The 25,422-nt window shown below is 66.6% G+C and carries 32 protein-coding genes; 15 read left to right on the top strand and 17 right to left on the bottom strand.

The genetic code is table 11. The annotated features are described in order from the left end of the window. Positions 1–11: 11 nt before the first annotated feature. Positions 12–3,287, bottom strand: a complete 3,276-nt coding sequence (locus ACFOY2_RS35745) for a BTAD domain-containing putative transcriptional regulator (protein ID WP_379532530.1) — start codon at positions 3,285–3,287, stop codon at positions 12–14. Between the two features lie 55 nt (positions 3,288–3,342). Here ACFOY2_RS35745 and ACFOY2_RS35750 point away from each other — a divergent pair, with 55 nt between their 5' ends. Next, positions 3,343–4,623 carry an FAD-binding oxidoreductase gene (locus ACFOY2_RS35750; protein ID WP_379532531.1) on the top strand — a complete coding sequence of 427 codons (1,281 nt, stop codon included), beginning with the start codon at positions 3,343–3,345 and terminating at the stop codon, positions 4,621–4,623. A 14-nt stretch (positions 4,624–4,637) separates the two neighbouring features. Here ACFOY2_RS35750 and ACFOY2_RS35755 read toward each other — a convergent pair whose 3' ends face one another. After that, positions 4,638–5,387 (bottom strand): crotonase/enoyl-CoA hydratase family protein, encoded by a 750-nt coding sequence (locus tag ACFOY2_RS35755; protein ID WP_379532532.1) that lies wholly within the window; start codon positions 5,385–5,387, stop codon positions 4,638–4,640. 252 nt (positions 5,388–5,639) lie between these two features. Here ACFOY2_RS35755 and ACFOY2_RS35760 point away from each other — a divergent pair, with 252 nt between their 5' ends. Next, entirely contained in the window at positions 5,640–6,062 is a 423-nt protein-coding gene (locus ACFOY2_RS35760) for a hypothetical protein (RefSeq protein ID WP_379532533.1), read from the top strand. Positions 6,063–6,487: 425 nt separating this feature from the next. Here the strand turns inward: ACFOY2_RS35760 and ACFOY2_RS35765 are convergent, their stop codons facing one another. From ACFOY2_RS35765 to ACFOY2_RS35780, 4 genes are all read right to left on the bottom strand, one after another. After that, a complete protein-coding gene (locus ACFOY2_RS35765) occupies positions 6,488–6,976 on the bottom strand; it encodes a PIN-like domain-containing protein (protein WP_379532534.1) in 489 nt (162 codons plus the stop codon). Continuing rightward, positions 6,909–7,577, bottom strand: coding sequence for a DUF433 domain-containing protein (locus ACFOY2_RS35770; RefSeq protein WP_379532535.1), 669 nt, complete (start codon positions 7,575–7,577; stop codon positions 6,909–6,911). The genes ACFOY2_RS35765 and ACFOY2_RS35770 overlap by 68 nt, the downstream gene beginning before the upstream one ends. A 234-nt stretch (positions 7,578–7,811) precedes the next feature. Continuing rightward, positions 7,812–8,093: a hypothetical protein gene (locus ACFOY2_RS35775; protein ID WP_379532536.1), complete on the bottom strand. Its 282-nt coding sequence runs from the start codon at positions 8,091–8,093 to the stop codon at positions 7,812–7,814. Between the two features lies 1 nt (position 8,094). After that, positions 8,095–8,619, bottom strand: a complete 525-nt coding sequence (locus tag ACFOY2_RS35780; RefSeq protein WP_379532537.1) for an ATP-binding protein — start codon at positions 8,617–8,619, stop codon at positions 8,095–8,097. 176 nt (positions 8,620–8,795) lie between these two features. On the opposite strand from ACFOY2_RS35780, the gene ACFOY2_RS35785 reads away from it, so the two are divergent. Both ACFOY2_RS35785 and ACFOY2_RS35790 read left to right on the top strand, forming a co-directional pair. Beyond that, the gene (locus tag ACFOY2_RS35785) at positions 8,796–9,644 is read left to right on the top strand and encodes a helix-turn-helix domain-containing protein (protein WP_379532538.1); all 849 of its coding nucleotides are present in this window, start codon (positions 8,796–8,798) and stop codon (positions 9,642–9,644) included. After that, the gene (locus ACFOY2_RS35790) at positions 9,631–9,852 is read left to right on the top strand and encodes a DUF397 domain-containing protein (protein ID WP_379532539.1); all 222 of its coding nucleotides are present in this window, start codon (positions 9,631–9,633) and stop codon (positions 9,850–9,852) included. Before ACFOY2_RS35785 ends, ACFOY2_RS35790 begins: the two co-directional genes overlap by 14 nt. A 78-nt stretch (positions 9,853–9,930) precedes the next feature. Here ACFOY2_RS35790 and ACFOY2_RS35795 read toward each other — a convergent pair whose 3' ends face one another. The 3 genes from ACFOY2_RS35795 to ACFOY2_RS35805 are packed head-to-tail and all read right to left on the bottom strand — an operon-like array spanning position 9,931 to position 12,882. Beyond that, positions 9,931–10,233 carry a hypothetical protein gene (locus ACFOY2_RS35795; protein WP_379532540.1) on the bottom strand — a complete coding sequence of 101 codons (303 nt, stop codon included), beginning with the start codon at positions 10,231–10,233 and terminating at the stop codon, positions 9,931–9,933. 4 nt (positions 10,234–10,237) lie between these two features. After that, a complete protein-coding gene (locus ACFOY2_RS35800; protein WP_379532541.1) occupies positions 10,238–10,828 on the bottom strand; it encodes a hypothetical protein in 591 nt (196 codons plus the stop codon). Positions 10,829–10,830: 2 nt separating this feature from the next. Further along, positions 10,831–12,882: a hypothetical protein gene (locus tag ACFOY2_RS35805; RefSeq protein WP_379532542.1), complete on the bottom strand. Its 2,052-nt coding sequence runs from the start codon at positions 12,880–12,882 to the stop codon at positions 10,831–10,833. 338 nt (positions 12,883–13,220) lie between these two features. On the opposite strand from ACFOY2_RS35805, the gene ACFOY2_RS35810 reads away from it, so the two are divergent. Next, positions 13,221–13,676, top strand: coding sequence for a DUF488 domain-containing protein (locus tag ACFOY2_RS35810; RefSeq protein WP_379532565.1), 456 nt, complete (start codon positions 13,221–13,223; stop codon positions 13,674–13,676). Here the strand turns inward: ACFOY2_RS35810 and ACFOY2_RS35815 are convergent. Continuing rightward, the gene (locus ACFOY2_RS35815; RefSeq protein ID WP_379532543.1) at positions 13,654–14,118 is read right to left on the bottom strand and encodes a hypothetical protein; all 465 of its coding nucleotides are present in this window, start codon (positions 14,116–14,118) and stop codon (positions 13,654–13,656) included. The two genes, ACFOY2_RS35810 and ACFOY2_RS35815, sit on opposite strands and share 23 nt — an antisense overlap. A gap of 623 nt (positions 14,119–14,741) precedes the next feature. On the opposite strand from ACFOY2_RS35815, the gene ACFOY2_RS35820 reads away from it, so the two are divergent. Genes ACFOY2_RS35820 through ACFOY2_RS35830 form a run of 3 tightly spaced genes read left to right on the top strand, consistent with a single transcriptional unit; the run spans position 14,742 to position 15,335 of the window. Continuing rightward, positions 14,742–15,056 (top strand): helix-turn-helix domain-containing protein, encoded by a 315-nt coding sequence (locus ACFOY2_RS35820; protein WP_379532544.1) that lies wholly within the window; start codon positions 14,742–14,744, stop codon positions 15,054–15,056. Between the two features lie 16 nt (positions 15,057–15,072). Then, positions 15,073–15,213 (top strand): hypothetical protein, encoded by a 141-nt coding sequence (locus tag ACFOY2_RS35825; RefSeq protein WP_379532545.1) that lies wholly within the window; start codon positions 15,073–15,075, stop codon positions 15,211–15,213. Further along, positions 15,210–15,335 (top strand): hypothetical protein, encoded by a 126-nt coding sequence (locus tag ACFOY2_RS35830; RefSeq protein WP_379532546.1) that lies wholly within the window; start codon positions 15,210–15,212, stop codon positions 15,333–15,335. Before ACFOY2_RS35825 ends, ACFOY2_RS35830 begins: the two co-directional genes overlap by 4 nt. Positions 15,336–15,497: 162 nt before the next feature. Here the strand turns inward: ACFOY2_RS35830 and ACFOY2_RS35835 are convergent, their stop codons facing one another. Together ACFOY2_RS35835 and ACFOY2_RS35840 are read right to left on the bottom strand one after the other, a co-directional pair. Next, positions 15,498–16,094, bottom strand: a complete 597-nt coding sequence (locus ACFOY2_RS35835) for a hypothetical protein (protein ID WP_379532547.1) — start codon at positions 16,092–16,094, stop codon at positions 15,498–15,500. Beyond that, the gene (locus ACFOY2_RS35840) at positions 16,091–16,642 is read right to left on the bottom strand and encodes an RNA polymerase sigma factor (protein WP_379532548.1); all 552 of its coding nucleotides are present in this window, start codon (positions 16,640–16,642) and stop codon (positions 16,091–16,093) included. Before ACFOY2_RS35840 ends, ACFOY2_RS35835 begins: the two co-directional genes overlap by 4 nt. A 207-nt stretch (positions 16,643–16,849) precedes the next feature. Here ACFOY2_RS35840 and ACFOY2_RS35845 point away from each other — a divergent pair, with 207 nt between their 5' ends. The 3 genes from ACFOY2_RS35845 to ACFOY2_RS35855 all read left to right on the top strand — a co-directional run bounded on the left by ACFOY2_RS35845 (position 16,850) and on the right by ACFOY2_RS35855 (position 18,696). Next, positions 16,850–17,281 carry a DUF6223 family protein gene (locus ACFOY2_RS35845; RefSeq protein ID WP_379532549.1) on the top strand — a complete coding sequence of 144 codons (432 nt, stop codon included), beginning with the start codon at positions 16,850–16,852 and terminating at the stop codon, positions 17,279–17,281. Positions 17,282–17,736: 455 nt separating this feature from the next. Beyond that, complete coding sequence (locus ACFOY2_RS35850) at positions 17,737–18,252, top strand: hypothetical protein (protein WP_379532550.1); 516 nt, start codon at positions 17,737–17,739, stop codon at positions 18,250–18,252. 252 nt (positions 18,253–18,504) lie between these two features. Beyond that, the gene (locus ACFOY2_RS35855; RefSeq protein WP_379532551.1) at positions 18,505–18,696 is read left to right on the top strand and encodes a PIN domain-containing protein; all 192 of its coding nucleotides are present in this window, start codon (positions 18,505–18,507) and stop codon (positions 18,694–18,696) included. Positions 18,697–18,778: 82 nt separating this feature from the next. On the opposite strand, the gene ACFOY2_RS35860 is transcribed toward ACFOY2_RS35855, so the two are convergent. The 3 genes from ACFOY2_RS35860 to ACFOY2_RS35870 form a co-directional block, all read right to left on the bottom strand. Continuing rightward, entirely contained in the window at positions 18,779–19,051 is a 273-nt protein-coding gene (locus ACFOY2_RS35860; protein ID WP_379532552.1) for a type II toxin-antitoxin system RelE family toxin, read from the bottom strand. Beyond that, positions 19,048–19,335, bottom strand: a complete 288-nt coding sequence (locus ACFOY2_RS35865; protein WP_379532553.1) for a type II toxin-antitoxin system Phd/YefM family antitoxin — start codon at positions 19,333–19,335, stop codon at positions 19,048–19,050. The genes ACFOY2_RS35860 and ACFOY2_RS35865 overlap by 4 nt, the downstream gene beginning before the upstream one ends. 202 nt (positions 19,336–19,537) lie before the next feature. Further along, positions 19,538–20,212, bottom strand: a complete 675-nt coding sequence (locus ACFOY2_RS35870; RefSeq protein WP_379532554.1) for a CGNR zinc finger domain-containing protein — start codon at positions 20,210–20,212, stop codon at positions 19,538–19,540. On the opposite strand from ACFOY2_RS35870, the gene ACFOY2_RS35875 reads away from it, so the two are divergent. After that, entirely contained in the window at positions 20,193–20,885 is a 693-nt protein-coding gene (locus ACFOY2_RS35875; protein ID WP_379532555.1) for a haloacid dehalogenase type II, read from the top strand. The two genes, ACFOY2_RS35870 and ACFOY2_RS35875, sit on opposite strands and share 20 nt — an antisense overlap. Positions 20,886–20,997: 112 nt before the next feature. Here the strand turns inward: ACFOY2_RS35875 and ACFOY2_RS35880 are convergent, their stop codons facing one another. Further along, on the bottom strand, positions 20,998–21,495 hold the full coding sequence (locus ACFOY2_RS35880) for a hypothetical protein (RefSeq protein WP_379532556.1): 498 nt from the start codon (positions 21,493–21,495) through the stop codon (positions 20,998–21,000). A 232-nt stretch (positions 21,496–21,727) separates the two neighbouring features. Continuing rightward, the gene (locus ACFOY2_RS35885) at positions 21,728–22,615 is read right to left on the bottom strand and encodes a LysR substrate-binding domain-containing protein (RefSeq protein ID WP_379532557.1); all 888 of its coding nucleotides are present in this window, start codon (positions 22,613–22,615) and stop codon (positions 21,728–21,730) included. Between the two features lie 71 nt (positions 22,616–22,686). Between ACFOY2_RS35885 and ACFOY2_RS35890 the strand changes: the two genes are divergently transcribed. The 3 genes from ACFOY2_RS35890 (at position 22,687) to ACFOY2_RS35900 (ending at position 25,191) form a co-directional block, all read left to right on the top strand. Next, on the top strand, positions 22,687–23,460 hold the full coding sequence (locus ACFOY2_RS35890; RefSeq protein WP_379532558.1) for an SDR family NAD(P)-dependent oxidoreductase: 774 nt from the start codon (positions 22,687–22,689) through the stop codon (positions 23,458–23,460). Further along, positions 23,457–24,917 carry an MFS transporter gene (locus tag ACFOY2_RS35895; protein ID WP_379532559.1) on the top strand — a complete coding sequence of 487 codons (1,461 nt, stop codon included), beginning with the start codon at positions 23,457–23,459 and terminating at the stop codon, positions 24,915–24,917. Before ACFOY2_RS35890 ends, ACFOY2_RS35895 begins: the two co-directional genes overlap by 4 nt. An 88-nt stretch (positions 24,918–25,005) precedes the next feature. Further along, positions 25,006–25,191: a hypothetical protein gene (locus ACFOY2_RS35900; protein ID WP_379532560.1), complete on the top strand. Its 186-nt coding sequence runs from the start codon at positions 25,006–25,008 to the stop codon at positions 25,189–25,191. The last annotated feature ends 231 nt before the right edge of the window (positions 25,192–25,422 follow it).

Raw genomic sequence — 25,422 nt, forward strand, 5'->3', positions numbered from 1 at the left:
ACCGACAGGACTCAGTGCGTCAGTTCGGAGCGGCGGGCGCGGCTGCGTGACTCCCAGTACGTCAGCCCGCGCCGCCGGTGCGCGGCGACGGCGGCCTCGTTGTGCTCGATCGCCTTGCGCGTGTGCCCGAGCCTGAGCGCGAGTTCGGCCAGCACGTCCTGCACGCAGCCCAAGGCCGCGCTGCCCATGCCCATGACGACCTGCTGGTCGGCGATCGGCAGCAGCAGCCGGTACATCTCCCCGGGATCGGGCGTGCCCAACTGGGCGGCCACGAGCCCCCAGACGGGGAAGAAGAAGTCCGCCGACCAGTCCACCCGCAGGTCCACGCCCCACCGCTCGACGAGCTGCCGCGCCTGCTCGGTGCGCCCCACATCCAGGCAGGCCAGGACGGCGAGCGGGCGCACCATCGTCATGAGCGGACGGTCGCCCTCGGCCACGAGCTCGTCCAGCACCTCCGCCACCCGTCCCTGGCCGCGTCGGCACGCGTAGAGGGCGGCCAGACGGCGGGCGTCCAGACCCCACAGGCTCGCTCCGAAGACGATCGCAGGGAAGCGTTCGATCAGCGCCTCCACCTCCGCCCACCGGCCGTGCAGCACATGGTCGGCGGACTGGGAGACGCGGACCATGGCCTCCAGCTCGGGCCGGTCGACCTCGTGAAGGAGCTGCTCGCAGCGGGCCAGGTCCCTGTGCCACTCCGCCAGCTCGCCCGCCCGCACCAGGCACGACATGCGCAGAACCCGCGCCACCAGCCTGGCCTCCCTGGGCAGGCCGGGGATGGCCACCATCTCCTCGGCCGCCGCGAGCCGCTCGGCGTTGCGGCCAGGGACGAAGCTCGCGATCAGGTAGTTGTTCAGCGCCCTGGCCAGCAGCATGGGCTCGCCCACGCGGCGGGCCAGGACGACCGCGTCGAGCGCCAGCCGCTCGCCCTCGGCGCGCCGGGGGCCGTAGTGCAGCTCGGTGCCGAGCGTGCCCAGGAGCGCGGCTCTGGAGCGGTCGTCGAGGTCGCCGGCCAGCAGGCCCTCCAGGAGCGCGACCATGTCCTCGTCCACGGTGCCGTACGGGCGCCAGTTCCACACCGACAACCCGCCGAACACCGACACCGCCGCCACCAGCGCGTCCCGGTCGCCGAGCCGCCGGGCCTGGGCGACGGCCTCGCTCAGGTCGCGGTAGGCGCCCTCGGCGTCGCCCAGGGTGCGGCGGGCCTGGCCCCGCTCGGTCAGCACGCGGCAGCGCGCGGGCGAGTCGCCGGGCGGCAGGTGGTCGAGCGCCAGCTCCCACATCTGGACGGCCTCCTGGTAGCCGTGCCGTTCCGCGGCCTGACCAGCGGCCAGGACGGCGTAGGTGACGGCCTTGGGCGCGCCGCCCAGCCTGGCCGCCGCCGCGAAGTGGCCCGCCAGGATCGCCGGATCGGCGCCGGGCAGGGTCTCCAGGTGCCCGGCGGCCCGCAGGTGCAGACGGGCGCGGTCGAGCCTGGTCAGGCCCGCGTCAAGCGCCTGCCGTACGAGGGCGTGGGAGAAGCGGTAGTCGGCGGCCTCGGTCAGCAGCCCGGCGGCCAGCGCGGGCTCCAGGTGCGACATGACCTCCTCCACGGGGCGCTCCACAAGGGCGGTCAGCAGGTCCGTCCGCACTTCCCTGCCTGCGACCGCGGCGGCCCCGAGCAGCTCCCTGGTGGGCTCGGGGAGGCGGGCCAGGCGGCGTTCGATGACGTCGCGGGCCCCTGCGGGGACGTGGTGGCGTTCGCGTTCCGGCAGGCGGAGCAGCTCGGTCAGGTAGAACGGGTTGCCGCCCGAGCGGTCGAGCAGCTCCTGGGGGTCGGCCGCCACGCCACGCAGGCGCAGGTAGTCGCGCACGTCCGTGGCGTCGAACGACGACAGCGGCAACCTGCGGCCCTCCCGGGCCAGCGCGCCCAAGGTCTCGCGCAGTTGCTCGGGATGCTCGCCCGGCTCCGGCCTGAGCGTGGCCACGACGAGCGCGGAGGTCCTGGACAGCTCGCCCGCGACGTGGCCGAGCAGCTTCAAGGAGGAGGCATCGGCCCAGTGCAGGTCCTCGAACACCGCGAGCAGGGGGCCGGTGCGCAGCTCCGCCAGCACGGCGTCGTACAGGTCGAACAGCTCGGGGTGCGGGGAGGCGGGGATCAGGCCGGCGCGGGTCCACGACCAGAACGCGGGGGCGGTGCCGCCGTCGAGGCAGCGGCCCCACTCCACCCGGAAGCCCCTGGCCGCGGCCAGGTCGGCGGCGGCCCTGGCCAGGCTCGTCTTACCGATGCCCGCCTCACCGGTGACCAGGACGAGCCCGCCTCTGCCACGCCGGGCCTGCGACAGCAGCTCCTCCAGAACCCGCAGCTCACCTTCCCTGCCGACCAGCCTGTCCCCGTCGAACGCAACCGCCGTCCCCGGACGGGCGCCCCCGGGGACGGGCGCGGCGGCAAGGTTGGGCGTGGGAGTACCGCCGCCCGCGAGGGCGCCGCCCACCACGGGAGTACCGCCAGTCGTGAGAGCACCGCCCACCAGGGAAGCGCCACCGGCCAGGGGCGCGTCGAGATCGGGTGCCTGGTCGAACACCGCCTGCTCAAGCCGTCGCAGCTCGGGGCCCGGCTCGATCCCCAGCTCGTCGGCGAGCAGCGCGCGCACCCTGCGCAGCGCCACCAGCGCATCGGCCTGGCGTCCGCCACGGTACAGCCCGAGCACCAGCAGCCCCCACGCCCGCTCCCGGTAGGGATGCGCCTCGGTCAGCGCCTCCAGGTCGGGCACGCTGGCCTCCCCCAGCGCCAGCCGGGCCGCAAGCCGGTCCTCCTCGGCCGCGAGCCGCAGCTCGCCCAGCCGCGCGGAGGCCGCCGGCGCCAGATCGGGGAACTCGGCCAGCGGCTCCCCGCGCCACAGCGCGAGCGCCCGATCCAGTACCCGGGCCGTCTCCGCGTGCCGCCCCTGCTTCAGCAGGCGCGCGCCGTCGGCGGCCCACGCGGCGAAGCGGCCCACGTCGGTCTGGCCGGGCGTGAGGTTCAGCAGGTAGCCCGGCTCGCGGGTGAGCAGCACCCGGGGCGGCGTGCGCGGCCTGCGTCCCGGCTCCAGCACCCGCCGCAGATGCGAGACGTACGCCTGCAGCGTCGCCGTGGCCTTGGCCGGCGCCTCCCCCGCCCACAGCTCCTCGATCAGCCGGTCGAGCGGGACGACGCGGCCGGGCTCCAGCGCCAGCCTGGCCAGGACCGCCCGCTGCTTGCGAGTGCCGAGGTCGAGCCGGTTGCCGTCGTCGTCGTCCACCTCAAGCGGGCCGAACAGCCTGACTTCCACGAGCCCCAAGTCAACCCCAAGTCCCCCTCAAGTCATAAATCGCAAGCTGGATGTCATGAACGAGCTGAAGAACCTGATGAACGGCCGCGTCCTCGTCCCCGGCGACGAAGGCTTCGACGAGGCGCGCAAGCCGTGGAACCTGGCCGTCGACCAGCCGGTGCGCGCGGTCGTCGAGGTGGCCGACGCCGACGATGTGGCGGCCGCCATCGGCTATGCCCGCCTGCACGGGCTGGCGGTGACCGCCCAGCCGAGCGGCCACGGCCCCTCCGGCAACGCCGAAGGCACGATCCTGCTGCGCACCCATGGGCTCGGCGGGGTGGAGATCGGCGACGGGGTGGCCCGCGTCGGCGCGGGCGTGAAGTGGGGCGAGGTGCTGGCGGCGGCGAGCCCGCTCGGGCTGACCGGCCTGGCGGGCAGTTCGCCCGTGGTGAGCGTGGTCGGGTACACCTTGGGCGGTGGTTTGAGCTGGTTCAGCAGGAAGTACGGTTTCGCCGCCGACACCGTGCGGGCCTTCGAAGCGGTGGACGCCGAGGGCACACGGATCAGGGTGACGGCCGATCAGGATCCCGAGCTGTTCTGGGCGCTGCGCGGCGGGGGCGGCGACTTCGCGATCGTGACGGCGATGGAGTTCGAGTTGCGTCCCGCCCCCTCCCTGTACGGCGGGCGGATCATGTGGCCCGTCGAGCGGGCGCCCGAGGTCCTGGACGCCTTCCGCGAGGTGACCCTGTCCGCGCCGGACGAACTGACGGTCTGGTTCGACCTGCTGCAGATCCCCGCAGGCCCCGGATTCGTCATGATCGACTGCACCTTCCTGGGCCGGGACCCTGGCGGGCTGCTGCGACCCTTCGACCTGGTCGGCGGGGCCGTCAGCGACAACAGGAGGCCGCTGCCGGTGGCCGAGCTGGGCTCCATCTGCGACGAGCCCACCAACCCCTCACCGGGGACGAGCCGGTGCGAGCTGCTGACCGAGCTGGACGACCAGGTGACCGCCGTACTGCTGGGCGAGCCGATCGACCCGCTGATAAGCGTGCAGATCCGGCATCTGGGCGGCGCACTGTCCAGCCCCGCTGACGGCGGCGGCGCCGCGGGACACTTGGACGAGCCGTACCTGCTCTACGCATTCGGGCAGCCTTCCGAGGCGACCGACGAGCGCCTCGGGCGGCTGGGCAAGGCGCTGGTGCCGTTCAGCAGCGGGCGCAAGCCGTACACGATGCTGCACGGAGGCGAGCAGGCCGCGGCCGCGTTCCCGCGTGAGTCGCTGACCAGACTGCGCGCCCTCAAGCGAGCCCGCGACCCGCACGGCGTGATCAGGGCCAACTTCCCCGTTCTGGCATAGAGACCGCCACGGGCTTAGAGATCGCCGAAGTCGCCGTGGCGGCCCGCGCCTGCGGCGAAGCGGGCGGCGCCGCCCACGGCGTCGGGCAGCGAGACGAGCCCGTGGCGCAGTTCGTTGCGCATCGCCTCCTCCTCGCTCAGCCCGTCCTGCTCCAGCGCCGACAGCCGGTCGCCGCGCAGGCAGGTCTGCGGAAAGCGGGCGATGTCGCGGGCCAGCTCCTCGGCGTGCCGCCGGGAGGTGCCGGTGGGGACGAGCCGGTTGGCCAGCCCCCACTCGTACGCCTCCCGCCCTTCGACCGGCCGGCCCGTGAGGATCATGTCCATGGCCCGCGATGAGCCGATGAGCCGCGGCAGCCGTACGGTGCCGCCGTCGATGAGCGGCACCCCCCACCTGCGGCAGAACACCCCGAACACCGCATCCTCCTCGGCCACCCGCAGGTCGCACCAGAGGGCGAGCTCAAGGCCGCCCGCGACGGCGTGCCCGGCGACGGCGGCGATGACCGGCTTGGTCAGGCGCATCCTGGTCGGCCCCATCGGCCCGTCGCCCTCCTCGCCGACGTGGTTGTCGAGCGTCTTGAGATCGGCTCCTGCGCAGAACGTCCCGCCCTCACCCCACAACACCGCCACGGCGGCATCGGAGCCTTCGAAGTCGCGGAAGGCGTCCACCAGGGCGTCGGCGGTCTTGCGATCGACGGCGTTGCGCGCCTGCGGCCTGCTGATCACCACGGTGGTGACGGGCCCCTGGCGCTCCACACGTACGGTCATGCGGCCTCCTTCGTCGGCCTCATGATTCCTTGTTCACTGATGACCTCGACAAGCTCGGTCACGCGCCCCTCCTCGGGGGTCGGGGAACGTGCCGAGCGTACGTTCCGAGCCGGCTTTCGGCCAGCACCCACGGGTCGCGTCGCCGCACCCTGGCCATCGTCCCCGGCACCCCGGTTGAAGTCCCGGGGCACGATCCGTGGCTGCCGAGCCACCCTCCACCCGCGCGCGGGAACGTGACTACTCTGTCGGCGCATGAAGCCGATCTTCCAGCTCCCGCCCAATTCCCCGCTGGCCGCCGCTGTCTCCGAGGACTGGGATCTGCTCCCGCTGCGCATCCCAGCCGGATGGAACGTCATCTACAACGCCCTGGATGCCCGACGCCTGCCGGATGGAAGGGTCGAGGCCAACGACTCCGAGGACCTGTATTGGGCGCGTACCGCACCACCACCGTGGCTGACCGAGCAGGAGGTGGCGGAGAAGGGTGGCTTGCGGGCTCGGGAGATCAACATAGACGCCGGCTGGTACAGCGGCTACGGCTTCCGCGTCGTCGTCCTTGACCCCGACTGGGACCATGAGCGGGCCTCCTGCACCACGTCCGACCTCGACAAGTTCGTCGCCACCCTGGAGGATTGGATGCAGATGATCACCCAGCAAGGCAAGCTTCCCACGTCGTGAGCCGGCAACCAGGCAGTCGCCTGCCGATCATCGGGCCTCGCCGTGCAGGATCTGATCGAAGACGCGTCTGGCGGTTGAGGTCAGCGTCCACGCGAGCAGTTCGTCCGCAGGAGCGACTGGGGTGGTTCGGGGCACGCTACCTGACCGTGGTGGCGGGCTCCCAGTCGTCCAAGCCATCTCGTACCGTGATTGGCCCGAACACAACTGAGGACGAGCCCTCAGGACCCGCCCTCAGCTTTCACGCACCACCGGCCCCCACGTCCGGCAAAGAAGTGTTCGTGTCCTCTCGGACGCCCGCGGTATCCGTGACCACGTCGGCCCACGTCAAGCGGAAGATTTTCGGCGGGTGGTGAGCGTTCACGTTCGACGTGGCGGAGGCATGTCCGAGAAGATTGCTCAAGATAGCGAAGCTTCCGGTTAGAAGCTCACGTTTCACGAGTTCGGCGTCGCTTCTTACGAGCTGCGGGTGCCGTATACGGTTCCGCGCCGTGTGCGGTGAGTCGCCAAACGCCGGCCCCTCTCTGACTGGCGGCGCTGCACATCGATGGCAGACAGACTTTTATCAGCGCGACGCGCTCCTCGATCTTCGACTCTGCCGGCATCAGGAAAACCGGAACACCTGCTTTGAGATACGCCTCATACTCGTGCGGGCGTTCAAAGATTCGAAAGTCCGTAGCAAGCACCACCCATCCTTGCTGACCTACCCTCGGCAACCAATCATCATCATCGGCCCCCAGCGCCTGATCCCTTGACCCGTACAACTCAGCAGGACTGTGGACGCGATACCCCAGACTGGTGAGGAGTCTCCGAATGCTGCGGCTGACGCTGTTCTCGTCGAGGTAGAACTCAGGCGGCGTGGCCCACGAGGATGCGGGCGGCGGTTCGGACGTCATCAAGGGTGACTCCGAGCTCATCGGCTATCACCTCGAAGTCCTCCTCGGCCCTCACCATGGCGGCGACGTCCGCCACGCGGGTACGAGACTCCTCGAAGATGGGTTGTCCAAACGCTCGCAGCGGATCGACGACGATGTTCGAAGGCGCCCAGTGCCGCAGGCGGAGCATCGCCGGGTAGCCGTCTTCCGCTCGTACGACATACTGCAGGTAGTCGGTCACGATCTCGCGGATCACCTGCTGACCGGTGCTGCCCTCGATCAGTCCTTCTCCTTCTGGAGAGGTCTTCGAGAAGTCCCATAGGACATCGATGCCGTCCGTGGCCAGTTCCGGGGCGACGAGAACGTACTGTCCGTATTCTCGCTGGAGCCGCTCCAGCGCGGGACGGATCTTGCGCGGCTTCACTCCTGCAGCTCTCAGCGCATCCAGCACGTATGCCTCTGCCATGGCCGCGAAAGGTACGGTGGCCATGCGATGATCGGCCGGCTGCGGAAGAACGTGCAGCAGCGGCCGGCCCCTCTCGTAGCCACGCGCCCAGTGATTGAACGTCTGCTGGGGGATGCTGAGGAAGCGGGCGGCGTCGCTCTGATTGAGCAGGCCGTTCCGAGTCCTGATGTCGTCCATGCCGCACACCTCCTCTATGGCTCGCTGTCATCTTCTCTCACAGACTCGATGGGTGCACAGACGGCCCGCCGATTAAGCCACTTCAGGGCCGCAACGCTACCTGCACTTCCGAGTCCGGGAAGGCTGAATGGACTGGTCATGTGGCGAGTGGCTGCGGCCATGCCAGGTCATCGTCGGCCAAGCCGTGCTCGTTGCTTGGCGGCGGTGGCGGGTAACCGCGCAATGGCCTGCCGATCATCGGGCCTCGCCGTGCAGGATCTGATCGAAGACGCGTCTGGCGGTGGAGGTCAGCGTCCACTCGGTTTCGCGGACGGTCTGCGCCGCGCGGTCGGTACGGCGGACGAAGCCCTGGCCGGCGGTGGCGCAGAGTTCGTACGTCGTTTCGCGGCATTCACAGGTGTGTGAGATCACCCGGATGCGCGGCGCCCGAGGGAGGGGGTCGTACCAGGTCAGGCTGACGTGGCCGTCCAGGGGCGGCTCGACGTGCGGACCATGGAAGTCGGGGATGTTCGACATGTCAGGCGGTCCTTTCCTCAAGTTCTCTACGAGGTTCCTGCGTGTGATTTCGATGCGGGACATTCGCTATGTCCGCTACGGGAGGAACATGGATAGGCAGCTCGAACCAGACGTTTCGGCCGAACCAGCGCCTTCTGACTCCCCATTTCGTCGCCACGGCCGCCAAGATCTGAAGCCCTCGTCCGCTGGTCTCGAATAGGGCGTCGTGAAGTCGCGGCCCCGACCACCACCCCTGGTCCACAACCTCGATACGGATCCGGTCAGCGCCGAGCCACAGGCGGACTCGAAATGACCCATGTTTCCAACGGCCGGACATAGTGTGCTTTATTGCGTTGGCGGCGAGCTCGGTGACCAAGAGCCGCAGATTCTCCAGGAGGTTCTCGTCATCAGCGGCATCCGGCAGTGCCATAACGAGCCAATGAGCAGCATAAATCCGTACATCGCTGACGATCTCGGAACGACCAGGAAACCGCATCTCACCGACGAGTCGTATTCCGGACGCTGCCATATTTCCCACCTGCCCCATTTCGTGGAGTTCGACGCATATCCCGGTTGAGCTTGCCGGGCCCTGTTATAAAAACTTGCGAATCACTCAGCTGCCGATAGCCACTTCAAACATTGCCCGCAGCGCGCTACATTGTCTTGCGGAACAATCCCAGAGCGGTCCCAGACTTCAACTGGCAACAAACCAGAAGAGCTGGAATGGACGTGGTTACGGGAGGCGTGATGCCAGCACCCAAGCTGCTTGACCCTACTGCCAGCCCAGCGGCACATTTCGGTGCCGATCTACGCAAATACCGATATGCCGCTAAATGGACTCAGGCGCAGCTTGCCGACCGCATCGGCTACAGCAAGAGCCGCATCGGCAACGTAGAACGCGGAGACGAGAACCCCACGCGCGAGTTGATCGAGCTCTGCGAAGAGGCGCTTGGTCTCAACGGCCCCCTGCTCTCCCACTGGCCGGCCATCAGCGGCAACCGGATGCCCGACTGGTTCCGGCAGTGGCCACCGATCGAGAGGAAAGCCGATCAGCTCCTCACCTGGGCCCCGCTCATCGTGCCCGGACTGGTACAGACGGAGGAGTACGCGCGTGCGATCTTCGAGGGCGGGCCTCACATGACCCCGCAGCAGGTCGACGAAGCGGCCGAGGCCCGAGTGGAGCGACAATCCATATTCAATCGGCCGAATCCGCCTCAATTCCTTGCTGTGATAGACGAGGGCATCCTGTATCGTCCGATTGGAGACGAGTTCGTAATCCACCGCCAGCTAGAACACCTGATCACTCTGGCCGAGAACAAGTGGTTCACCGTCCAACTACTCCCGTACGCAGCCCGGTGTACGGCAGTGCTGGTGGGCCCGGCTCTCTTGGCGCAGCAGAACGGAGTGCCGGTCGCCGCCTACGTCGAATCAGCCGTCCATGGTCGCGTCGTTGACTCCACCAGCGAGATCAAGCGACTCGTGGACCGACTCGAACTCATACGCAGCGCGGCGCTCCCTGAGTATCTGTCAGTGCAGCGGATCAAGGAGAGAGTGCAGCGTGGAGTTGAATGAGGAAGTCGCCAAGGAGATAGCGAACCCGGCCGGATGGATCACGGCGTCAAGCGACCAGGGTGGCGACTGTCTGGAGGCCAAGCATCTGTCCGACGGCCGCATCGCGTTGCGCGACACCGAACAGCCGAATGCCAAACCATGGGTGGTCCGTCGGGCCGTCTGGGACAAGTTCGTAGTAGGTGCGAAGAACGGCATCTTCGACTTCTAACGTCATCAACCGAGCAGCCCCGCGGGAACGTCATGGCCTCCTGCTGGGAATCGGCCTGCGCCTGAGTCGCAGCAGGACTCAGGCGAGGTCATACTTCCGCCTGATCGCGGCGGCCTCCTCCTCGGGCACTTCGCTGGGCGTACGGCTCAGGGCCTGGCGCAACTCGTCCATGATCGCCTGCGCGGAGGCACGGGCCCTGGTGCTGAGCTGCGTGAGCTGAGCGTCGAACTGCTTGGCGGTCGGCCCGGTCCAGACCTTGCCGGAACGGAACATTCGGCAGGGACGATCGACATCGCCGTCGATCTGTTCGAGCATCGGGCCGACCGTGCGGACGGCGTTCTGGAGCGCCTCGTGCAGCGGATTGCGCACCATCGCGGCCATCGCCTCAGTCCTTCGTCTTCTTGGGAGCGGGAGAGGCGTCGGGGATCAGCTTCGGCGCGACCAGCTTCATCATGGCCACCACATCAGCGGTGTTGTCTCGGCCTTTGACGCCCCGCACCAACTCCACGATTACGCGGTCCTGGCCGCGCACCAGCATCGCGGCGGCCTGGGTATTGTCGGCGCTGCCGTCTTGAGAGTAGAAACCGACCGCACCGGGAACGATCTCGGGTAGCTTCTGAGCTCCTTGACCGATCTCCCACTCGACCTCTTGCGCGGATCCGGCGGGAGACAAGGAAATCTGCAATACTTTCGGCTTGTTCCCATTCGGCTGGTAGACATGACACGAGCCAGTACCGTAATTCTTGCCGTCCAGCTCTTTCCCAACGGTCATATCAAAATCACCGTCGACGATCGGGTCACGTATACCCGTCATCAGCCGCACTGCATCGAGCGGAACGTAGTCACAGATATACGGAGAAGCCGCCATCGAGGGGACCGGCGTCCTGTCGATCGGCAGACTCTCAGGCTGCTGGCAAGCCGCCGATGCGAATAACGTGCCTAGCAGTGCCACCGACAAGGCCAGATGCTTCTTCATTATCACTTGAACTCCGCCTTGCCGTCCCGGAAACCCTGGCCCAGCTCGCCGTAAACCCTCTTCCACCGCTCTCCGGCGAGGCCGTCGTAAAGCCACCTTTGGTAGGCGTCAAGCCGCGGCTGGATATTTCCCGGGTACGGGGCCATTTCATGTGGCGTCATCAGTGAATTCCCGTCGCCCTTCAGGAAGTTGTTCGGTGACTTACGAGGGTCTTCCCTCTCCTCCACCCCCTCCAGGGATGCCCACGGATGTGTTGGGGCTGCAGGCTGGTTCTTGCCGAACAACTCATGTCTCAGCATGGCATCGGCGGCCAGTTGATCGTGCAGGAACCTCGCTTTGCCATCGGCTGTATTGGCCTCGTACGTCGCCATGTCCGAATTCTTTTCAGTTTTAGCGGAGTCAGCAATCATGCTGATCCACTCCCCTACGACCGCGGCAGTGATCGCCCCGGCAGGCGCTTGCGGGATCGCGAGCCCAGTCTTGACCACCGCCATGAATATCTTCATATTCTTCTCTTGAGCCTCGTCCAGATCCTTACCTTGCTGGATTTTGGCAAGCCCGCTGGCGTCGGTTATAAGTCCGAAGCCCGCTGCGGTTTCCCGCGCATTGGCCAGGAGAGTATCGACACCCTTTCCAGCGGCCGCCTGCGCAGCACCATGGTCGAGAAGCCTCCTTGACCAGGCGGTTTGGGCCGCCATCACCGCCCCCAATGCCTTTGAATCGTGCTTGAAGGCGTCCTCCATGACCTTACGCAGATCTTCTTTCTTGAACTGCGCACCCCAAATCTGATCAGTTGCCGGCAGGTTAACGCGGCTAGCCCCATAAACGTTTGAATCGCCACTGTGCGGAACCTCCGCAACTCGATTGACGTCGTTGATGTAGGCAGCGAGGATGCGGGCAGTGGTGCCGGTGGTCGCGAAGGATGGGCCGTCGGTGTCCGCCAACACCCGCTGGGCCTCCCAATGGATGAAATCTGAGGCGATCTCGGCCGAGATGAAGCCCGGCGACGGTTCCTGGAGCGTGCCGTCACGGTCCCGGTAGGTCATCGTCGCCGCCTCCAGCGCTTTCCCGAAGGCCGTCCCGTTGTCGTACATGGGCCGTTCGGTCACATAGCGCTTCAACACGCTGGGGTCTCCGGCGAAAAAGTCCTGGGCCGCCCTGGGATGGTTGGCCAGCGCCTTCATAACCCCGATCATCGAATCGTTTGGATCGCCGGCCAAGGCCGGGTCGTCCCAGGCCTTCCGGTCCAGGCTTTCGAGCGTTGTGGCCGCAGCCACCAGGAATTCCCGGTTGAACGTCCCGTGCGGAAGCAGCTCCGCGAGCGCGTGCTGATCCACATGGCGCCCAAGATTGGTGAGCAGTTCCTTCCTCCAGGACGCGTTCAGCCGCGAGCTGGCCGCGCCGAGCGCCTTGCCCAGCGCCGCCTGCAACCGCTGCTTGCGCGCGTCCTTCTGGTACACCAGCGCCGCCATGAGCTGGCGGAACTTCTGCGTTCCGAGCGCGTACATCAGCGACGTGGCGAACCCTTCGTCGCCCGCTCGTTTCTCAAGCTCGGCGACGGTCTTCTCATCCACTTCGCTGCCATGGTCGAGCTCACCCAGCTTGGCCGCTGCCGCGTACACGTCGGTGTCCCCGGAGGCGGCGTTGTACAGGGCCTCGTCGAAGGGCCGTATCCCGCCGGTCGCGTCCGACCCCCATTCCGTGTTCACCGCCTGGATCGTCTCGTTGCGGCGGCGTAATTCCGGCCGTTTGGCGCTGATCCAGTTGCCGAGTTCCCGTAACGCGTTCAACCGCGAGGTGTCCAGATCGAGGTCCTGCAAGGTCCGGCGGATCTGCGGTTCATGTCTGCCGAGCATGGTCTCCGCCTGGCCGAGGTCGCGTTCGAAGTCGTGCATCAGCTTCGGATCGATCCCCGAATACTCCCAATCGGGCGGCTGCGCGACCGCCGGCGGGGTCAGGGAAGGGGGCGCCGGGGTCGTGTCGACGCGGGCCGGAGGTTTCACCGGCGGTTGCTCGGGCGGCGGCTGGGGGGTTGGCGACGGCGGGGTCGTCATCAAGGCTCTCCGGCACGGTCGAGAACAGCAGAATTATCCCCCAACCCGGGGTTGCCGGTGTGTGCCCCATAACGCAACAGCATGGTCATTCCCGGCTTCGAGAAGCGCAGACGCCAGGATGTACGCAGAGAACGCCCCGGAGGTTCGTTCCCATGCGTCAACATCGGTATGCCCCGCGTCGGCGGCCCAGTGCCGGAGGGCTACGAGGTGCCTGCGGCTGCGGTAGCAGCCAGCAAAGTCCGACTTTTCGTACGAGTCCATGAACTCCCGCGGAGCATAAACTCGATCATTCCGAGAACGAGGTGACGGCCGCGACCAGGCATGAGAGGGTGCTGGTCATGTTCGCAACAGATCAGCAGGCGGGAGTGACCGGTGTCGGCTACGAAGGGCTCGACCTCGACGAGTTCGTCCGGCGTCTGTCCCAGAATGGCGTAACGCTGCTGATCGACGTCCGCCTCACTCCGATCTCTCGCAAGCGGGGCTTCAGCAAGACTGTATTCTCGGCCGCGCTCGCTGACGCAGGGATCGCCTACGAGCACATGCGTGAGCTGGGCAATCCGAAGTGGAATCGGGCCGGGTTCGCCGGAAGTCCGGCTGAGCTCGGGTCAGCCCGCGCGTTCTACGCCCAGTACCTGAATCAGGACGACGCTCGCCACTGTCTTGAGCGCATCGTGCACGCGGCCCGGCGGGAGACAGTGGCGATCATGTGTTTCGAGGCCGACGAGCACCGCTGTCATCGCGATCTTGTCCTGGAGGCTGTACGCGAACGGCTCAACTGCGCGATCTCGGCGTAGGTCGCCTGGGGTAAACCACCCCGAGCACGATGAAGCTCCTCGGATGGGCCTGCTGGTTGCCAACGTAGAAGATCGTGTCCCGGTCCGGCGCGCACATCATGTCCCAGAACTTCTCTCGTATGACGTCTTCCAGCGAACGCGGGCGCCAACTCTCAGCGCGCGGGTCACTGGTATTGGGCTTGGCCTCCAGAGTTACGATGTCGTACTTGTTAAATTTGCTGCCAACGTCCAATTCTCGATAGTTGATTGGATAGAGGCGTATCCATCCTGGGTTGTCGAGATTTAGACTGAGCGCAGCAACACAAACCGTCTCACCGTAGGCCTCGGAAGGGTTCGGTGCGGCTTTGACGGTAATCAATACTTTTAGCCGCCGGTACTGAGAATCATGCGGCCTTGCCTGGATCGTTCCAAAATCTGGACCAAACAGCGAATGCTGCGCCACAGTAAACAACACCTTGTCTTGACTGTTCGATATTCAACTCCAGCAGCGTACTTTACGAAGACTTAGCGATCAGCATTTTCCAGCGATGAACTCGATCTACCGACCGAGGCGGGCATGGATCCAGACTCGGACCTTGTGGCTCATCTCGTCGTGGGAGATACCGGGGTCGATCACATGGTAACTACAGGGAAGGTTGGACAAAAGAGGAATGCCCTATAACCAATGAGATAGCTATGTATGGGCGCATCCCCGGCGCGGGCCAGAGGACTGGGCGCGGAAGTGGCCGCCGAACGGCTTCGAGAAGCGCAGACGCCAGGATGTACGCAGGCACGACCTCAGTCTCAGAGGTTCGCTGTCATGCCTTCACGGAGCGGACGTTTCCGACAACCCTCCGGCGGCCCGTTCCGATCATGCGAATCGCCATCACTTTCCGTGCCCATGGTGTAACAATGAGCGTCAAGGTGTCCCGATGCCCTCGTCGAGATGTTCCACCACCGCCCCAACTCGCGGTGGAAATCCTGCGCGACCTCATGGGCGTGGATCTGCCTGACACCCCGCAGACCCGCCGCCCAAGACCTGTTCACCGAACCGGGGCTGACAGCCCACAGAGGAGCGGAACGAGGATGAGTGAGTTCGAGCGGCCCGACACCAAGGCCAAGATCGGCGAGATCAAGCCCGATTGGGTTGCAGCATGGGAGGCCACCTGCGAACAGCTGCGGGCAGAGTTGCGCGGCACCCAGCTCGCCGACATGCGCAAGCGCCTGGGCATCACCCAGAATCAACTCGCCAAACGCATGGGCGTTTCTCAGGCTCATGTGTCCCAGATCGAGCACGGCCAGATCAGCGGACTGGACACATTGCGTACCTATGTCATCGCGTTGGGCGGCACGCTGGACATCGTGGCCGTTTTCGGCGATCACATCGTGCAGATGGCCTGACAGGCACTTCGCCCTCATGGATGAGCTCCTCGCCGAGATCGCCGTCACCCCCGCCCCGGACACGATCAGAGAGCGACTGGAGGCGCTCCGGTCGCTCGGCGGCGGGGCGAGTCACGACGACGTCGTGACCGGGATACGGAAGATCCGGGAGTCGTGATCGTCATCGACAGTTCGGCGCTCGTCGAGGCCCTGGCCGGAGACGCCCCCGCAAAGGAACGAGGCAGTTTCGAGCAGGCGACCACACCGACCGGCCGCCCAGTCACCGTTCTGCGGATGTGACGGGCGCCCGAGTTCCCGGTAAAGGCCAGTCCCACAGATCTTCTTCAGCACCCACTCCGAGATAAGGGCTGGGCCGCCGTACAACTCAGCCGTAGGCGATGACCGCGCCCCGCGTCGTATTGCCAGACTGGTCGGTAGCGCGGGCGTCGCCCTGCCGAGCCGCTAGCTTCCCGCTGGAGGCCGGCCCTCCGGGCCGCCAGTGTCGTCCCAGTTCGGCCTGTCGACCACGACGCACGGGCCGACATCGCCGGGGATCACCAGTGTCGTGAGTATCCACCATGTCTTCCCCGTCTTCGGCGACTCTGCTCCGGGGACCTCCTCCTCTTCGTTCCCGGCGAACTCCAGGACCAGCGTCTTGTCCGCATCGATGAGCCGGGGATTGATGTCCAGCCCGCCTTCCCGCATCTGGACGGCCCCTTCCGCCGGAAGGGTGCTCATTCCTCTGTTCTTCTTGCACTCCTTGCCGGACTCGAGGTACGTGATGTCCGCTTTGACGCCCGCCACCTTCAGATCCTGCTCCAACTGATCGGCGTCTTTGAACTCGCGGATCTCGACCCCCACAGTGCCGTCCGCCTTCTTGCTCACGGCGTACGCGGGCGATTCCGTCCCCGTCAGCAGCGGCACCGCGAACGCCGCCGCAGCGGCCAAGACGGCGACCGCGCCCCCGGCATACACCCTGCGAGTGACGCGGCGTCGTCGTTCGCCGCGGTACATGATCTCGGCCTGAAGTTCCATCAGCAACTGCTCCTCGTAACTCATCCTGGTGCTCCATCCGTGACGAAGGGCAGGTTCCGCAGTGTCTGGCGGGCCCGGTGCAGCCGTACCTTGGCGGTCCCCTGCCGGATACCGAGGGCGAGCGCCGCTTCCGTGACCGTGAGCTGGTCGATGACGACCAGCTCCAGCACGGCGCGCTCACCCTCCGGCAGCTCCGCCATGGCCTCGAAGGCCAGCCTGGCGTGCCGCTCGGCGTCGATGCGTTCCTCGAGCCTGGCAACGTCGTCGGTGTCCAACGCGCGTCGCCCGCTCACCCGGTCCGTCAACTGGAGCTGCTTGTACACTCGCCGTCGTTCGGCCGAGAGCGTGTTGCGGGCCACGCCGTAGAGCCATGCGATCTCGGTGCCCAGCTCCGCCCGGTAGGTGTGTGCCGAGTCGAGCACCGCCACGAATACCTCGGCCACCAGGTCGGCGACGGTATGCGGGGCATCGACGCGACGGGCGAGGAAACGGGTTACCGCATCGACATGCCTCCGATAGAAGGCCGCGAAAGCCACAGGATCTGTGGCGATCTCCGCCTGCTTTCGACGCACCGGCCGTGCTCCCTTCGTCGATTCACACTCCTGCTTGGCGAGAACCGGCGAAAAGGGTTACAACCGCAGCTCATGCGTGCCTGTCTCCCGCCGAGCGACGCCTACCGCGGACGCAGTAGATTCGCGGCTCGTGCGGCGTCTGCGGCAGGGAGAGGTGTCTCCGTCAGGAGGATGACCGGCGGTGGGTTCAGCGGACATAGTTCTGGCGTGCAGTCGCAGAAAGCGGAGGAGAACCTCATGTCCGTCCTATCTGTGCTTGCCGCACAGGCGGCCTCGCCAGTCTGTATGACGCCGGCAGAATGCGCGGGCCAGGGTGTCGATACTTTCCTCGGGACCCCGCAGCGAATCTGGGCCAGTGTGGCCGCACTGGTGGCGCTGAGCGGCGTGGTCATCGGCTGGCTGGCGCTGCGCTCTGTCCGTCGTACCGGCAACGGCGGGAGGAGGGGAGCCATCGTGGCCCTGATGGCAGGGCTGACCGGCGGGCTCAACGGCGCGGTGAATCTGGCTGTCGCCGACGGTGGTCTCGGCACCGGCAACGGAGTATTCGGTGGGGCCTTGGCCCTGCTGCTTGGGCTGGTCGGTGCGGTCCTCGGCTGGCTGGCTCTGACCCGCTCCCGCCACATCGAGCTGAGCAGCTGACCGCAGCGAATACAAGCGCGCGATCGAGGCCCTGGAAAGTGCGGCTGCCCTATTAAGAGCTCATGCTGGATTGGTCGGCCGAGTCCGCAAACTCTGATCGCCCATTGATCTGATTTTCGCAGAAATTTCATATAGGGCAAGCACAACTGAATTCGTCCAACTCTTCTGCCTCTATTGCTAAAAACCATAGTAAGCCGCTCCACAGCAGGTCAGCCCAAGAAAGATTTCAGGGGAAACGCCGCTACCGAAAAACGGGGGAGAGAGCGAGGGAAGTGCGCACGCATGGGCGCTTTACGCATCGTGATCACTGCTGCCGCTACGTGCTGCAGCGCTCACGAGCCAGATACTCACGGCCACGGCTAATGCAAAGCGCGCAACGGCGTCTCTGCGCAAAAGACGTCGGCTGCCCCCCAGCAGCCCACATGCACCCGAACTCCAGACGAAGGAACACCGAAATGGCCACGTCCACCAGCCTCCACGCTTCCATCGCCATTCTGGCCGTCGCCGGCACCGCGGCCGCCGGCGCCTTGGTCGCCGCTCCCGCCGCAAGCGCCGCCGCACGGACCACCACGGCGGTGGCGTCCATCGTCCCTTCGGCGAGCGGGGTGGTCTCGCGCCGCGGTGCCCAGGCATGGAGTAAGTGGTACACCGTCAGGGTGAATACCAGGCTGGGAATTCGGACGACCAAGTGCCGCACCCATGTGAGCGTCAACACCGGTTCACGGATCAAGCTTCGCGCCTACATCGAATGCAACCGAAGGACCGACATCAACATCAATGCCACAGGGACCAGGGATGGCGACCCCCTCCGCGGAAACCAGAGGGTTTGCATCAGCACCCGCTGCGAAACCGTTGCCTGGGTGAACAACCGTAAGGGCGTGCAGCGTTGGTGCGCTACCACCTGGCCGATCATCAACGGCACCTGGCTGCCTGGTTACAACAACCGGCCCCGTGCGTGCATCAACTACTGACAGAGATGATGTAGGTGAGGACCTCCCGCCAGGGTCTGACCCAGCTTCTGACTGACTTCGGGTCTTCAACGGGATCTGTCGGCCTGGGGCGGGAGGTGCTCGCCGGCACTCACCGGACGTGGCGTTGTGACCTCATCGGAGCCGGGCCAGAGGCCCCGTCTCTGTCTTGTCCACGTTGCCCGACTGGTGCGTGCCGCCCTGCCCATCGGTCAAGAGCACAGGACGACGATGCCCTCCATTACACCCCGGGCCGTGACGAGCAGCGAAGTCGCCGGCGGCGTCGACGACCTGACTGCCGATCGCGCCTGGGACCTGCGAGCCAACTTCAACGGCTACGACGCCACCTACATCGCCCTGGCCGAAGCGCTGGACTGCACCCTGGTCACCACGGACGAGAAGATCTACAAGGTGGCCGGCACGTACATCGACGTCGACCTCTGCTGATCACTCGATCGTCTTCGGTGGCGGTCTCCCCATGGTCTGCCAATGCGGTTACCCGGGCGGCCGAAACCCCCTTTGCCGCTCGTTACGGGCGGTAGGCATCTCGGCGGTGTTTGATCGTCTGGATGGTGACAGCGTGCTTGTCTTCATCGATGCGGTAGACCACGCGATAAGTCCCACGCCGGGCGACGTGTAGCCCCTCGTACGGCTCTTGCAGAGGTTTGCCGACACGCCACGGCTCACGCGCGATCATACCTGTGATCAACTCCCAGGCCGCCGCCGCCACGGACTCGGGCAGGCCCGAGGTGAGCGCGCGGCGAGCGGGCGGATCCAGAAGAATGGTGTAGCGATCACTCACGCGCTCGCCCTACCCAGGCGCGCCGCAATGATGGCGGCCATCTCCTCCTCGGTGGTCACGTCGCCGCGCTCCTCGGCAGCGGCGGCCTCGACCAGGTCGGCACGCATCTCCGGGTCGGCGAGGATCTCCAGGGTCTCCTGCAGGGACTCCCACTCGGCCACGGACATGATGACAGCATGGGGCCGCCCGTTGCGAGTGAGGGTGAAGTGATCGTGCTCTCGGGCAGCCCGATCGGCCAGCTCGGTCAGTCGGTCCTTCGCTTCACTGATCGGAATGAGCTCCATACGATAATGATATCTCGGTGGCTTCAATATCGGCCAGATATCCGGCCACTCTTCCAGCCGAGGCCCGGCACTCGCGGCAGCGGAAGCGTCCCTAAGGCCCCGCCGTGGAAAGAACGCGGCGGTTTCGAACAGGCGACCACACCGACCGGCCGCGAGGTCACCATTCTGCGGGTGTGACGGGTTCCTGAGTTCCCGGTAAGAGTCAGATGGTTCCCTCGGGCCCGCGACCCTCGGCTGTGGTTGCCGCTCGTCTGCGAGCTCGATAAGCCGCAGCCTTGACGCGGTTGCCGCACTCGTCCATCCCGCACCAGGTGCGCCGGGCTCCGCGCGAGCGGTCGAGATAGATGCGCGTGCAGCCGGTGCGACCGCATTCCTTGAGACAGGCGTGTGGATCGGCGAGCACGGCGATGCCGCTTCTGGCTATTTGAGAGAGAACCGCGCGGAGGTCTCCCGACATGTGCAGCCCTGCGTCGCTGAGCTTGATCGTGGGCGCTGGGCCGGCGGCCGTGTCGTTGACAATCTTGAGGCTGGCCGGGTCGAAGGGCCGATCGAGCACGCGGTCGAGAGCAAGGCGGTAGGTCGCTTCTCGCAGTGACAGCGCGGATTCGAAGGTTGGGACGTCGGCGGTGACACGGTCGGGGAGCTCGTCGCATTCGGCCACCCACCGTTCGAGGTCTGCGGGCGCGGCCAGGACGTCGATGGGCTCGTCTCGACGGGACAGCACGGTGCCGGCCAGATCGAGGGCTGGGTTGCCGCTCACGAACGCGAATTCCACGTCACCATCTTGACCGGTGACGAGGAGGGTGGCAAGGTCGTCACCTGTTGAGCCGGTGACAGCAGGACGAACAGGAGAGCGCATGGCCGAGATCCGCGACATCGAGGTCGTCGTCTTCGACGTCCTCGGAACGCTGGTCGACGAACCCGGCGGGCTTCGAGCGGCAGTTCGCGACGCGCTGCCCGCGTCCGACGATGCGTCTGTCGACGTGCTACTCACCTTGTGGCGGCAGCATGTCGAGCTGGAACAGCAGCGCATCGCGCAAGGGCAGCGCGCGTACGTCAACACCGAGATCATCGACGGAGAAGCTGCTCAACGGGTGGCCGACCACGCCGGGCTCACCGACCCGACGACCATCGCCCGGCTGGCCACAGCGGGCCGGCGCCTGCCGCCCTGGGGCGACTCTGTCGCCGGTCTCGAGCGGCTCGCGCAGCGGTTCCCCGTGCTTGGGCTCTCCAACGCCGGCCGCACCGCTCTGCTGCGACTCAACGCTCATGCCGGGCTGCGCTGGCACCAAGCCTTGTCCAGCGAAGCCGTCCTGGCCTACAAGCCGGCGCCGGAGGTCTACCAGCTCGCCATCGACACCGCCGGATGCCCACCAGAACGTGTGCTCATGGTGGCCGCCCACGCCTGGGACCTCCGCGGAGCCCAGGCGAGGGGCATGCGGACCGCCTACGTCCGGCGACCGGTCGGAGATCCGCCGACGAGCTTCGATGACTTCGACTGGCGGTTCAACGGGCTCGACGAACTGGTCACTACGCTGATGGCGAGGTAGCCAGAGCGATCCGCACTCCACGCCAGCGGGCCCCGCACCGCACTGGGGTTTCGACACCCGGGCGCTGCATGGTCCTTACTCCGCCAGGGGATTCCATCGAGGAGGAACTGGTTCAGGCCCTCTCCGATACTGCTGACGCCTGGAAGGAGAAACGTCTGGTTGCGAGGTCAAGGCTCGGCGGCAGAGGAATCTCAACGGCGATTTCTCCCGTCCGTGTTACGGCCCGCCAGCGCCGAAAGTCCAGGAACCGTAGGTAACCTTCGAGCTGTTCCGGTTGAGCGTCAGTCCAAGGCGCGAGCCATCCGTCGTCGTCCGGGCACGCGTCCTTCGTCTGGCCAGGCTGATGAAGTGTCGTCAACGCGCCAACATATGCCGCGAGATCGGTGTCGTCGTAGGAACCTTCGTGGGGATGGTGCGGGCAGTAGTCAAACTCCAGATCAGCATGGTGATACGCCTCCACGAACGCTCGCCACCGCCCTAGCGCGGGGCCATCGACGATCACCCCTTGGTACCAGGGATAGGTATCCTGGACGTCGTCCAGGACGATGCCGACGATGAGTTCATCATCAAAGTACAGACGTATGTCAAGCTCGTCGAATACCTCATCCATGGGCGTAACGGTACTGAAATTGATCAGTTGCCGCTGCTGCTACGACGCTTCCTTCCGACGCCCAGCTCCTTTTCACGGCGATACTCGGCCACCACTCCGGTCGAAGACGAACTCCACGCCAGCGGTGTTCTCGGGCCAAGCCCAGGCGTGAATCTCTGCCTTGGCGAAACCCAACCTCAGCCGTTGTCAATAGCTCACACATGCGGCTGCTTGGCGTGAGCCTGGGCCCGGCTTACAGACTTTCGACGAACCGCCGCAGCACCGGCGCCCCGTCCCCCACGCGCCACATCACCGCGGAAGTGATCGGTGGGGTGGGCCCGTCGAGTGGCACGAAGGCCACGCCCTGGCCGCGCAGGGCCTGTGCCGAGGCGGGCACCAGTGCCACCGCCAGTCCGGCCGCGACGATGATGAGCTGCGTGGAGAGCTCGCGTACGTAGTGGCTCACCCGCGGCGTGAACCCGCCTGACGCGCAGATGCCGTGTACCGTCTCGTCCCACTCCCGGCAGATCTCCGGGGCGAGCAGGACGAAGTGCTCTCCCGCCAGCTCGGCCAACTCGACGGCGGGGCGGCCGGCCAGCGGATGGTGCGCCGAGACTGCGGCCACGAAACGCTCGGCGGACATCTCTCGCAGCATGGTGCCGTCTTCCAGGCAGCCGTCGAGCGGCCCCAGCCGGGCGATGAACGCGATGTCCACCTGGTGGTCGCGCAGCGGTCCGGCCGGCGACCCGAGCGGCAGCTCCCGCAGCTCCACCTGGACGTCCGGATGGTCTCGCTGGAAGGTGGCCAGCGCGGTCAGGAACGGCGCGGAGGATGCGGTGGGCACGTAGCCGACGCGCAGTCTGCCCAGCTCGCCCCGCCCCGCGCGCCGGGCGACCGAACGCGCCTGTTCCGCCTGCGCCAGCGTACGCCTGGCCTCGACCAGGAACGCCTGGCCCGCGTCGCTGAGCCTGGTACGGCGACGTTCGCGGATGAGCAACTCGACCCCGAGAGAGGACTCCAGCCGCAGGATCTGCTGGGAAAGAGCCGGCTGGGCCAGATGCAGCCGCGCGGCGGCCCGGCCGAAATGCAGCTCTTCGGCGACGGCCACGAACCCTTCGAGATGCCGCAGATCGAAACTCATGCATTGAGGTTATCAACTCATCGTGATCCAGTCTTTGACGCGATGAAGTGGTGGTTCCTACCGTCGTCTTCATGAACCACGAACCAACATCCGCCGGGCAACTCACCGGAAAGGTCGCCCTTGTCACCGGCGCCACCTCGGGAATCGGTGAGGCCATCGCCCGGGCGTACGCGCGAGAAGGCGCCCATGTGATCCTCACCGGCCGCCGGGCCGAACTGGGCGAGAGCGTGGCCAAGCAGATCAGGGCGGACGGCGCCAGGGCCGTGTTCCTGGAGGCCGACCTCACGGAACCGGGCGCGCCGGAGGCCGTCGTGCAGGCCGCGGCAGAGGCGTTCGGGGGCCTGGACCTGCTGGTCAACAACGCCGCCGCCTTCGCCGCCGGGCCCACGCACACCGTCACAGAGGATGACTTCGACCGGATCACGACGCTGAACTACCGGACCCCGTTCTTCGTGACCAAGGCGGCCCTGCCGCACCTCCTCACGAATCAGAAGAGCAAGATCGTCAACATCGGTACGCTCGGCGCGGTCAAGAGCTGGGCCGGCGCCTCGGTCTACAACTCCTCCAAGGCAGCCCTGGAGAATCTCACCCGTACGTGGGCCATCGAATACGGCCCCCAGGGCGTCAACGTGAACGTGATCAGCCCCGGCATCGTCGTGGACGCCCCAATGTCGGCCACCGTGCTGGCCCAGGTGGACGTCGAGGCCCACATCCTGCCCACTGTCCCGGCCCGCCGCCTGTGCACCGTCCGGGACGTGGCCGACGCGGCGATCTTCCTGGCCGGGCCGGGCTCGGACTACCTGCACGGTACGCGGATCCTGCTCGACGGCGGCCTGACCGCATGACGACCCGCACCCCCGCACGCCAGGGCGGCGTCCTGGCCCTTCTGTGCGCCGTCCAGTTCATGGTCATCCTCGACACCACCATCGCGAACGTCGCCCTGCCCGCCATCGGCCAAGCCCTGGACCTGGCGGAGTCGACCCTGCAGTACGTGGTCACCCTGTACGCGGTGACGTTCGGCGGCTGCCTCATCCTCGCCGGACGCGCCGGCGACCTGCTGGGACGGCGTCGCCTGTTCGTCGTGGGAACCGCGCTGTTCGTGGTCGCGTCCGCCGCGTGCGGCCTGTCCCCCACGCCTGCCCTCCTCCTCGCTTCGCGGACGGTTCAGGGCCTGGGCGCCGCCTTGATCTCCGCCACCGCGCTCAGCCTGCTCCTGGCCATCTATGCCGAGGGAGAGGGACGCAACCGCGCGCTGGGAGTGTGGAGCGGCTTGGGCGCCACCGGAGCCGGGGCGGGCCTCATCTTCGGTGGCCTGCTCACCGACACGCTCGGCTGGCCATCGGTCTTCCTCGTCAACGTTCCCATCGGCCTGGCCGCCCTGGCCTGCACCCGAATCCTGCCACCGGACGCGCGCCCGGTACGCAGACGAACTGCTTCCCGGCTGGAGAGTTCGATCGCGTCCAACGGATACGCCACGCTCGACATTCCCGGCGCGGTGACTGCCACGGCGGGCATCGGACTGCTGATCTACGGGCTCACCCGGGGCCAGCAGGACGGTTTCGCCTCGCCGGCTGCCATGACCATCCTGACCGCCGCGGTGGTTCTGCTGGTCGCGTTCGTGCTGATCCAGCGGCGTTCCGCGATACCGCTCGTCCCGCTGCGGATCCTGTCGCACGGCGCGGTGACGGGCGCGAATCTGGCCATCCTCGCGCTGACCGCCGTGATGGGCGCCCAGGGCTTCTTCATGATGTTGTTCATGCAAGGAATCCTGGGCTATTCACCGATCGAGACCGGCCTGGCCGTCTTCCCGTCGAGTCTCATGGCGATCGTCGGCAGCACCGTGGCCACCAAACTGGCCGCGCGCGTCCAGCCCCGCGTCATCGCTGCGGGAGCTCTGGCCGCGGTCGGCGTCGCGGAGATCCTGCTGGCCCAGATCACCCCGGCCAGTTCGTACGTGGTGGACATCCTGCCTGGCTACCTCCTCTTCGGTGCCGGGCTCGGCTCGGCGTTCGTCGGCGCCAGCATCGTTGGGACCAGCGGTGTCGCGGCCGAGGACCAAGGCGTGGTGTCCGGGCTGCTGAACACCGCCCAGCAGGTCGGCATCGCGGTCGGCGTGGCAACCCTGGTGACGGTCGCCGTCGCCCACACCGCGAACCTCCCCACCCCGGCCACGTCAGCGGCGCTCGTCTCCGGCTACCGCCTGGGCCTGCTCATCACCGCAGCCGTCGCCGCCGCGGGCAGCCTCGCCATTCTCATCCTCTCCCGGTTACGTGCCGCATCGGCTGCGCACCTCCAGCGCTGACGATGTGACCGCGAGCCGTCGGACAAGGTCTCGGCGGGCCGATCCTCCAATTTGGCACCTAGAGTAATGATGCGACTACAATAAGCCCGTGGGCGGCTACGTCCGAACCATTCGCGAGTACATGCGCCAGCAACCATCCTCAATCTGGACGGAACTGCCGCTTGCGGGCGAACGACTCTCGGAGATCGTCCTTTTCGGCCACGGGAAGGATGCCGAACGGGCGGCGATTCATCCAACTCATCCTGATCCAGTCTTTGACGCGATGAAGTGGTGATTCCTACCGTCGTCTTCACGAGCACCTCGCGCGCCTTGGAATCCTCACGGGAACCGACCACCTCGCGGCTTTCCGGCAGGTCCATCACCTGTCCGGCCTTAGCGGCGCCGCGACGACGTCGTCGCGGTATTCGGCCTGCATCTGCGTCTTGCAGTGCGTGACGATCTCGGCGATCTCCTTCTCCGAGACGTACGCGTTCTGGATGCGGATGGGCTTGCTCGCGCCCATCGG

Source organism: Nonomuraea purpurea (genome assembly GCF_042650645.1).
GTDB classification, from domain to species: Bacteria; Actinomycetota; Actinomycetes; order Streptosporangiales; family Streptosporangiaceae; genus Nonomuraea; species Nonomuraea purpurea.

Coding starts and splice junctions, on each gene's coding strand:
- ACFOY2_RS35750 (WP_379532531.1), top strand. CDS start 3,343: ATGAACGAGCTGAAGAACCTGATGAACGGCCGCGTCCTCGTCCCCGGC.
- ACFOY2_RS35755 (WP_379532532.1), bottom strand. CDS start 5,387: ATGACCGTACGTGTGGAGCGCCAGGGGCCCGTCACCACCGTGGTGATC.
- ACFOY2_RS35760 (WP_379532533.1), top strand. CDS start 5,640: ATGAAGCCGATCTTCCAGCTCCCGCCCAATTCCCCGCTGGCCGCCGCT.
- ACFOY2_RS35765 (WP_379532534.1), bottom strand. CDS start 6,976: ATGAGCTCGGAGTCACCCTTGATGACGTCCGAACCGCCGCCCGCATCC.
- ACFOY2_RS35770 (WP_379532535.1), bottom strand. CDS start 7,577: ATGGACGACATCAGGACTCGGAACGGCCTGCTCAATCAGAGCGACGCC.
- ACFOY2_RS35775 (WP_379532536.1), bottom strand. CDS start 8,093: ATGTCGAACATCCCCGACTTCCATGGTCCGCACGTCGAGCCGCCCCTG.
- ACFOY2_RS35780 (WP_379532537.1), bottom strand. CDS start 8,619: ATGGGGCAGGTGGGAAATATGGCAGCGTCCGGAATACGACTCGTCGGT.
- ACFOY2_RS35785 (WP_379532538.1), top strand. CDS start 8,796: ATGGACGTGGTTACGGGAGGCGTGATGCCAGCACCCAAGCTGCTTGAC.
- ACFOY2_RS35795 (WP_379532540.1), bottom strand. CDS start 10,233: ATGGCCGCGATGGTGCGCAATCCGCTGCACGAGGCGCTCCAGAACGCC.
- ACFOY2_RS35800 (WP_379532541.1), bottom strand. CDS start 10,828: ATGAAGAAGCATCTGGCCTTGTCGGTGGCACTGCTAGGCACGTTATTC.
- ACFOY2_RS35805 (WP_379532542.1), bottom strand. CDS start 12,882: ATGACGACCCCGCCGTCGCCAACCCCCCAGCCGCCGCCCGAGCAACCG.
- ACFOY2_RS35810 (WP_379532565.1), top strand. CDS start 13,221: ATGTTCGCAACAGATCAGCAGGCGGGAGTGACCGGTGTCGGCTACGAA.
- ACFOY2_RS35820 (WP_379532544.1), top strand. CDS start 14,742: ATGAGTGAGTTCGAGCGGCCCGACACCAAGGCCAAGATCGGCGAGATC.
- ACFOY2_RS35825 (WP_379532545.1), top strand. CDS start 15,073: ATGGATGAGCTCCTCGCCGAGATCGCCGTCACCCCCGCCCCGGACACG.
- ACFOY2_RS35835 (WP_379532547.1), bottom strand. CDS start 16,094: ATGAGTTACGAGGAGCAGTTGCTGATGGAACTTCAGGCCGAGATCATG.
- ACFOY2_RS35850 (WP_379532550.1), top strand. CDS start 17,737: ATGGCCACGTCCACCAGCCTCCACGCTTCCATCGCCATTCTGGCCGTC.
- ACFOY2_RS35865 (WP_379532553.1), bottom strand. CDS start 19,335: ATGGAGCTCATTCCGATCAGTGAAGCGAAGGACCGACTGACCGAGCTG.
- ACFOY2_RS35875 (WP_379532555.1), top strand. CDS start 20,193: ATGGCCGAGATCCGCGACATCGAGGTCGTCGTCTTCGACGTCCTCGGA.
- ACFOY2_RS35870 (WP_379532554.1), bottom strand. CDS start 20,212: ATGTCGCGGATCTCGGCCATGCGCTCTCCTGTTCGTCCTGCTGTCACC.
- ACFOY2_RS35880 (WP_379532556.1), bottom strand. CDS start 21,495: ATGGATGAGGTATTCGACGAGCTTGACATACGTCTGTACTTTGATGAT.
- ACFOY2_RS35885 (WP_379532557.1), bottom strand. CDS start 22,615: ATGAGTTTCGATCTGCGGCATCTCGAAGGGTTCGTGGCCGTCGCCGAA.
- ACFOY2_RS35890 (WP_379532558.1), top strand. CDS start 22,687: ATGAACCACGAACCAACATCCGCCGGGCAACTCACCGGAAAGGTCGCC.
- ACFOY2_RS35895 (WP_379532559.1), top strand. CDS start 23,457: ATGACGACCCGCACCCCCGCACGCCAGGGCGGCGTCCTGGCCCTTCTG.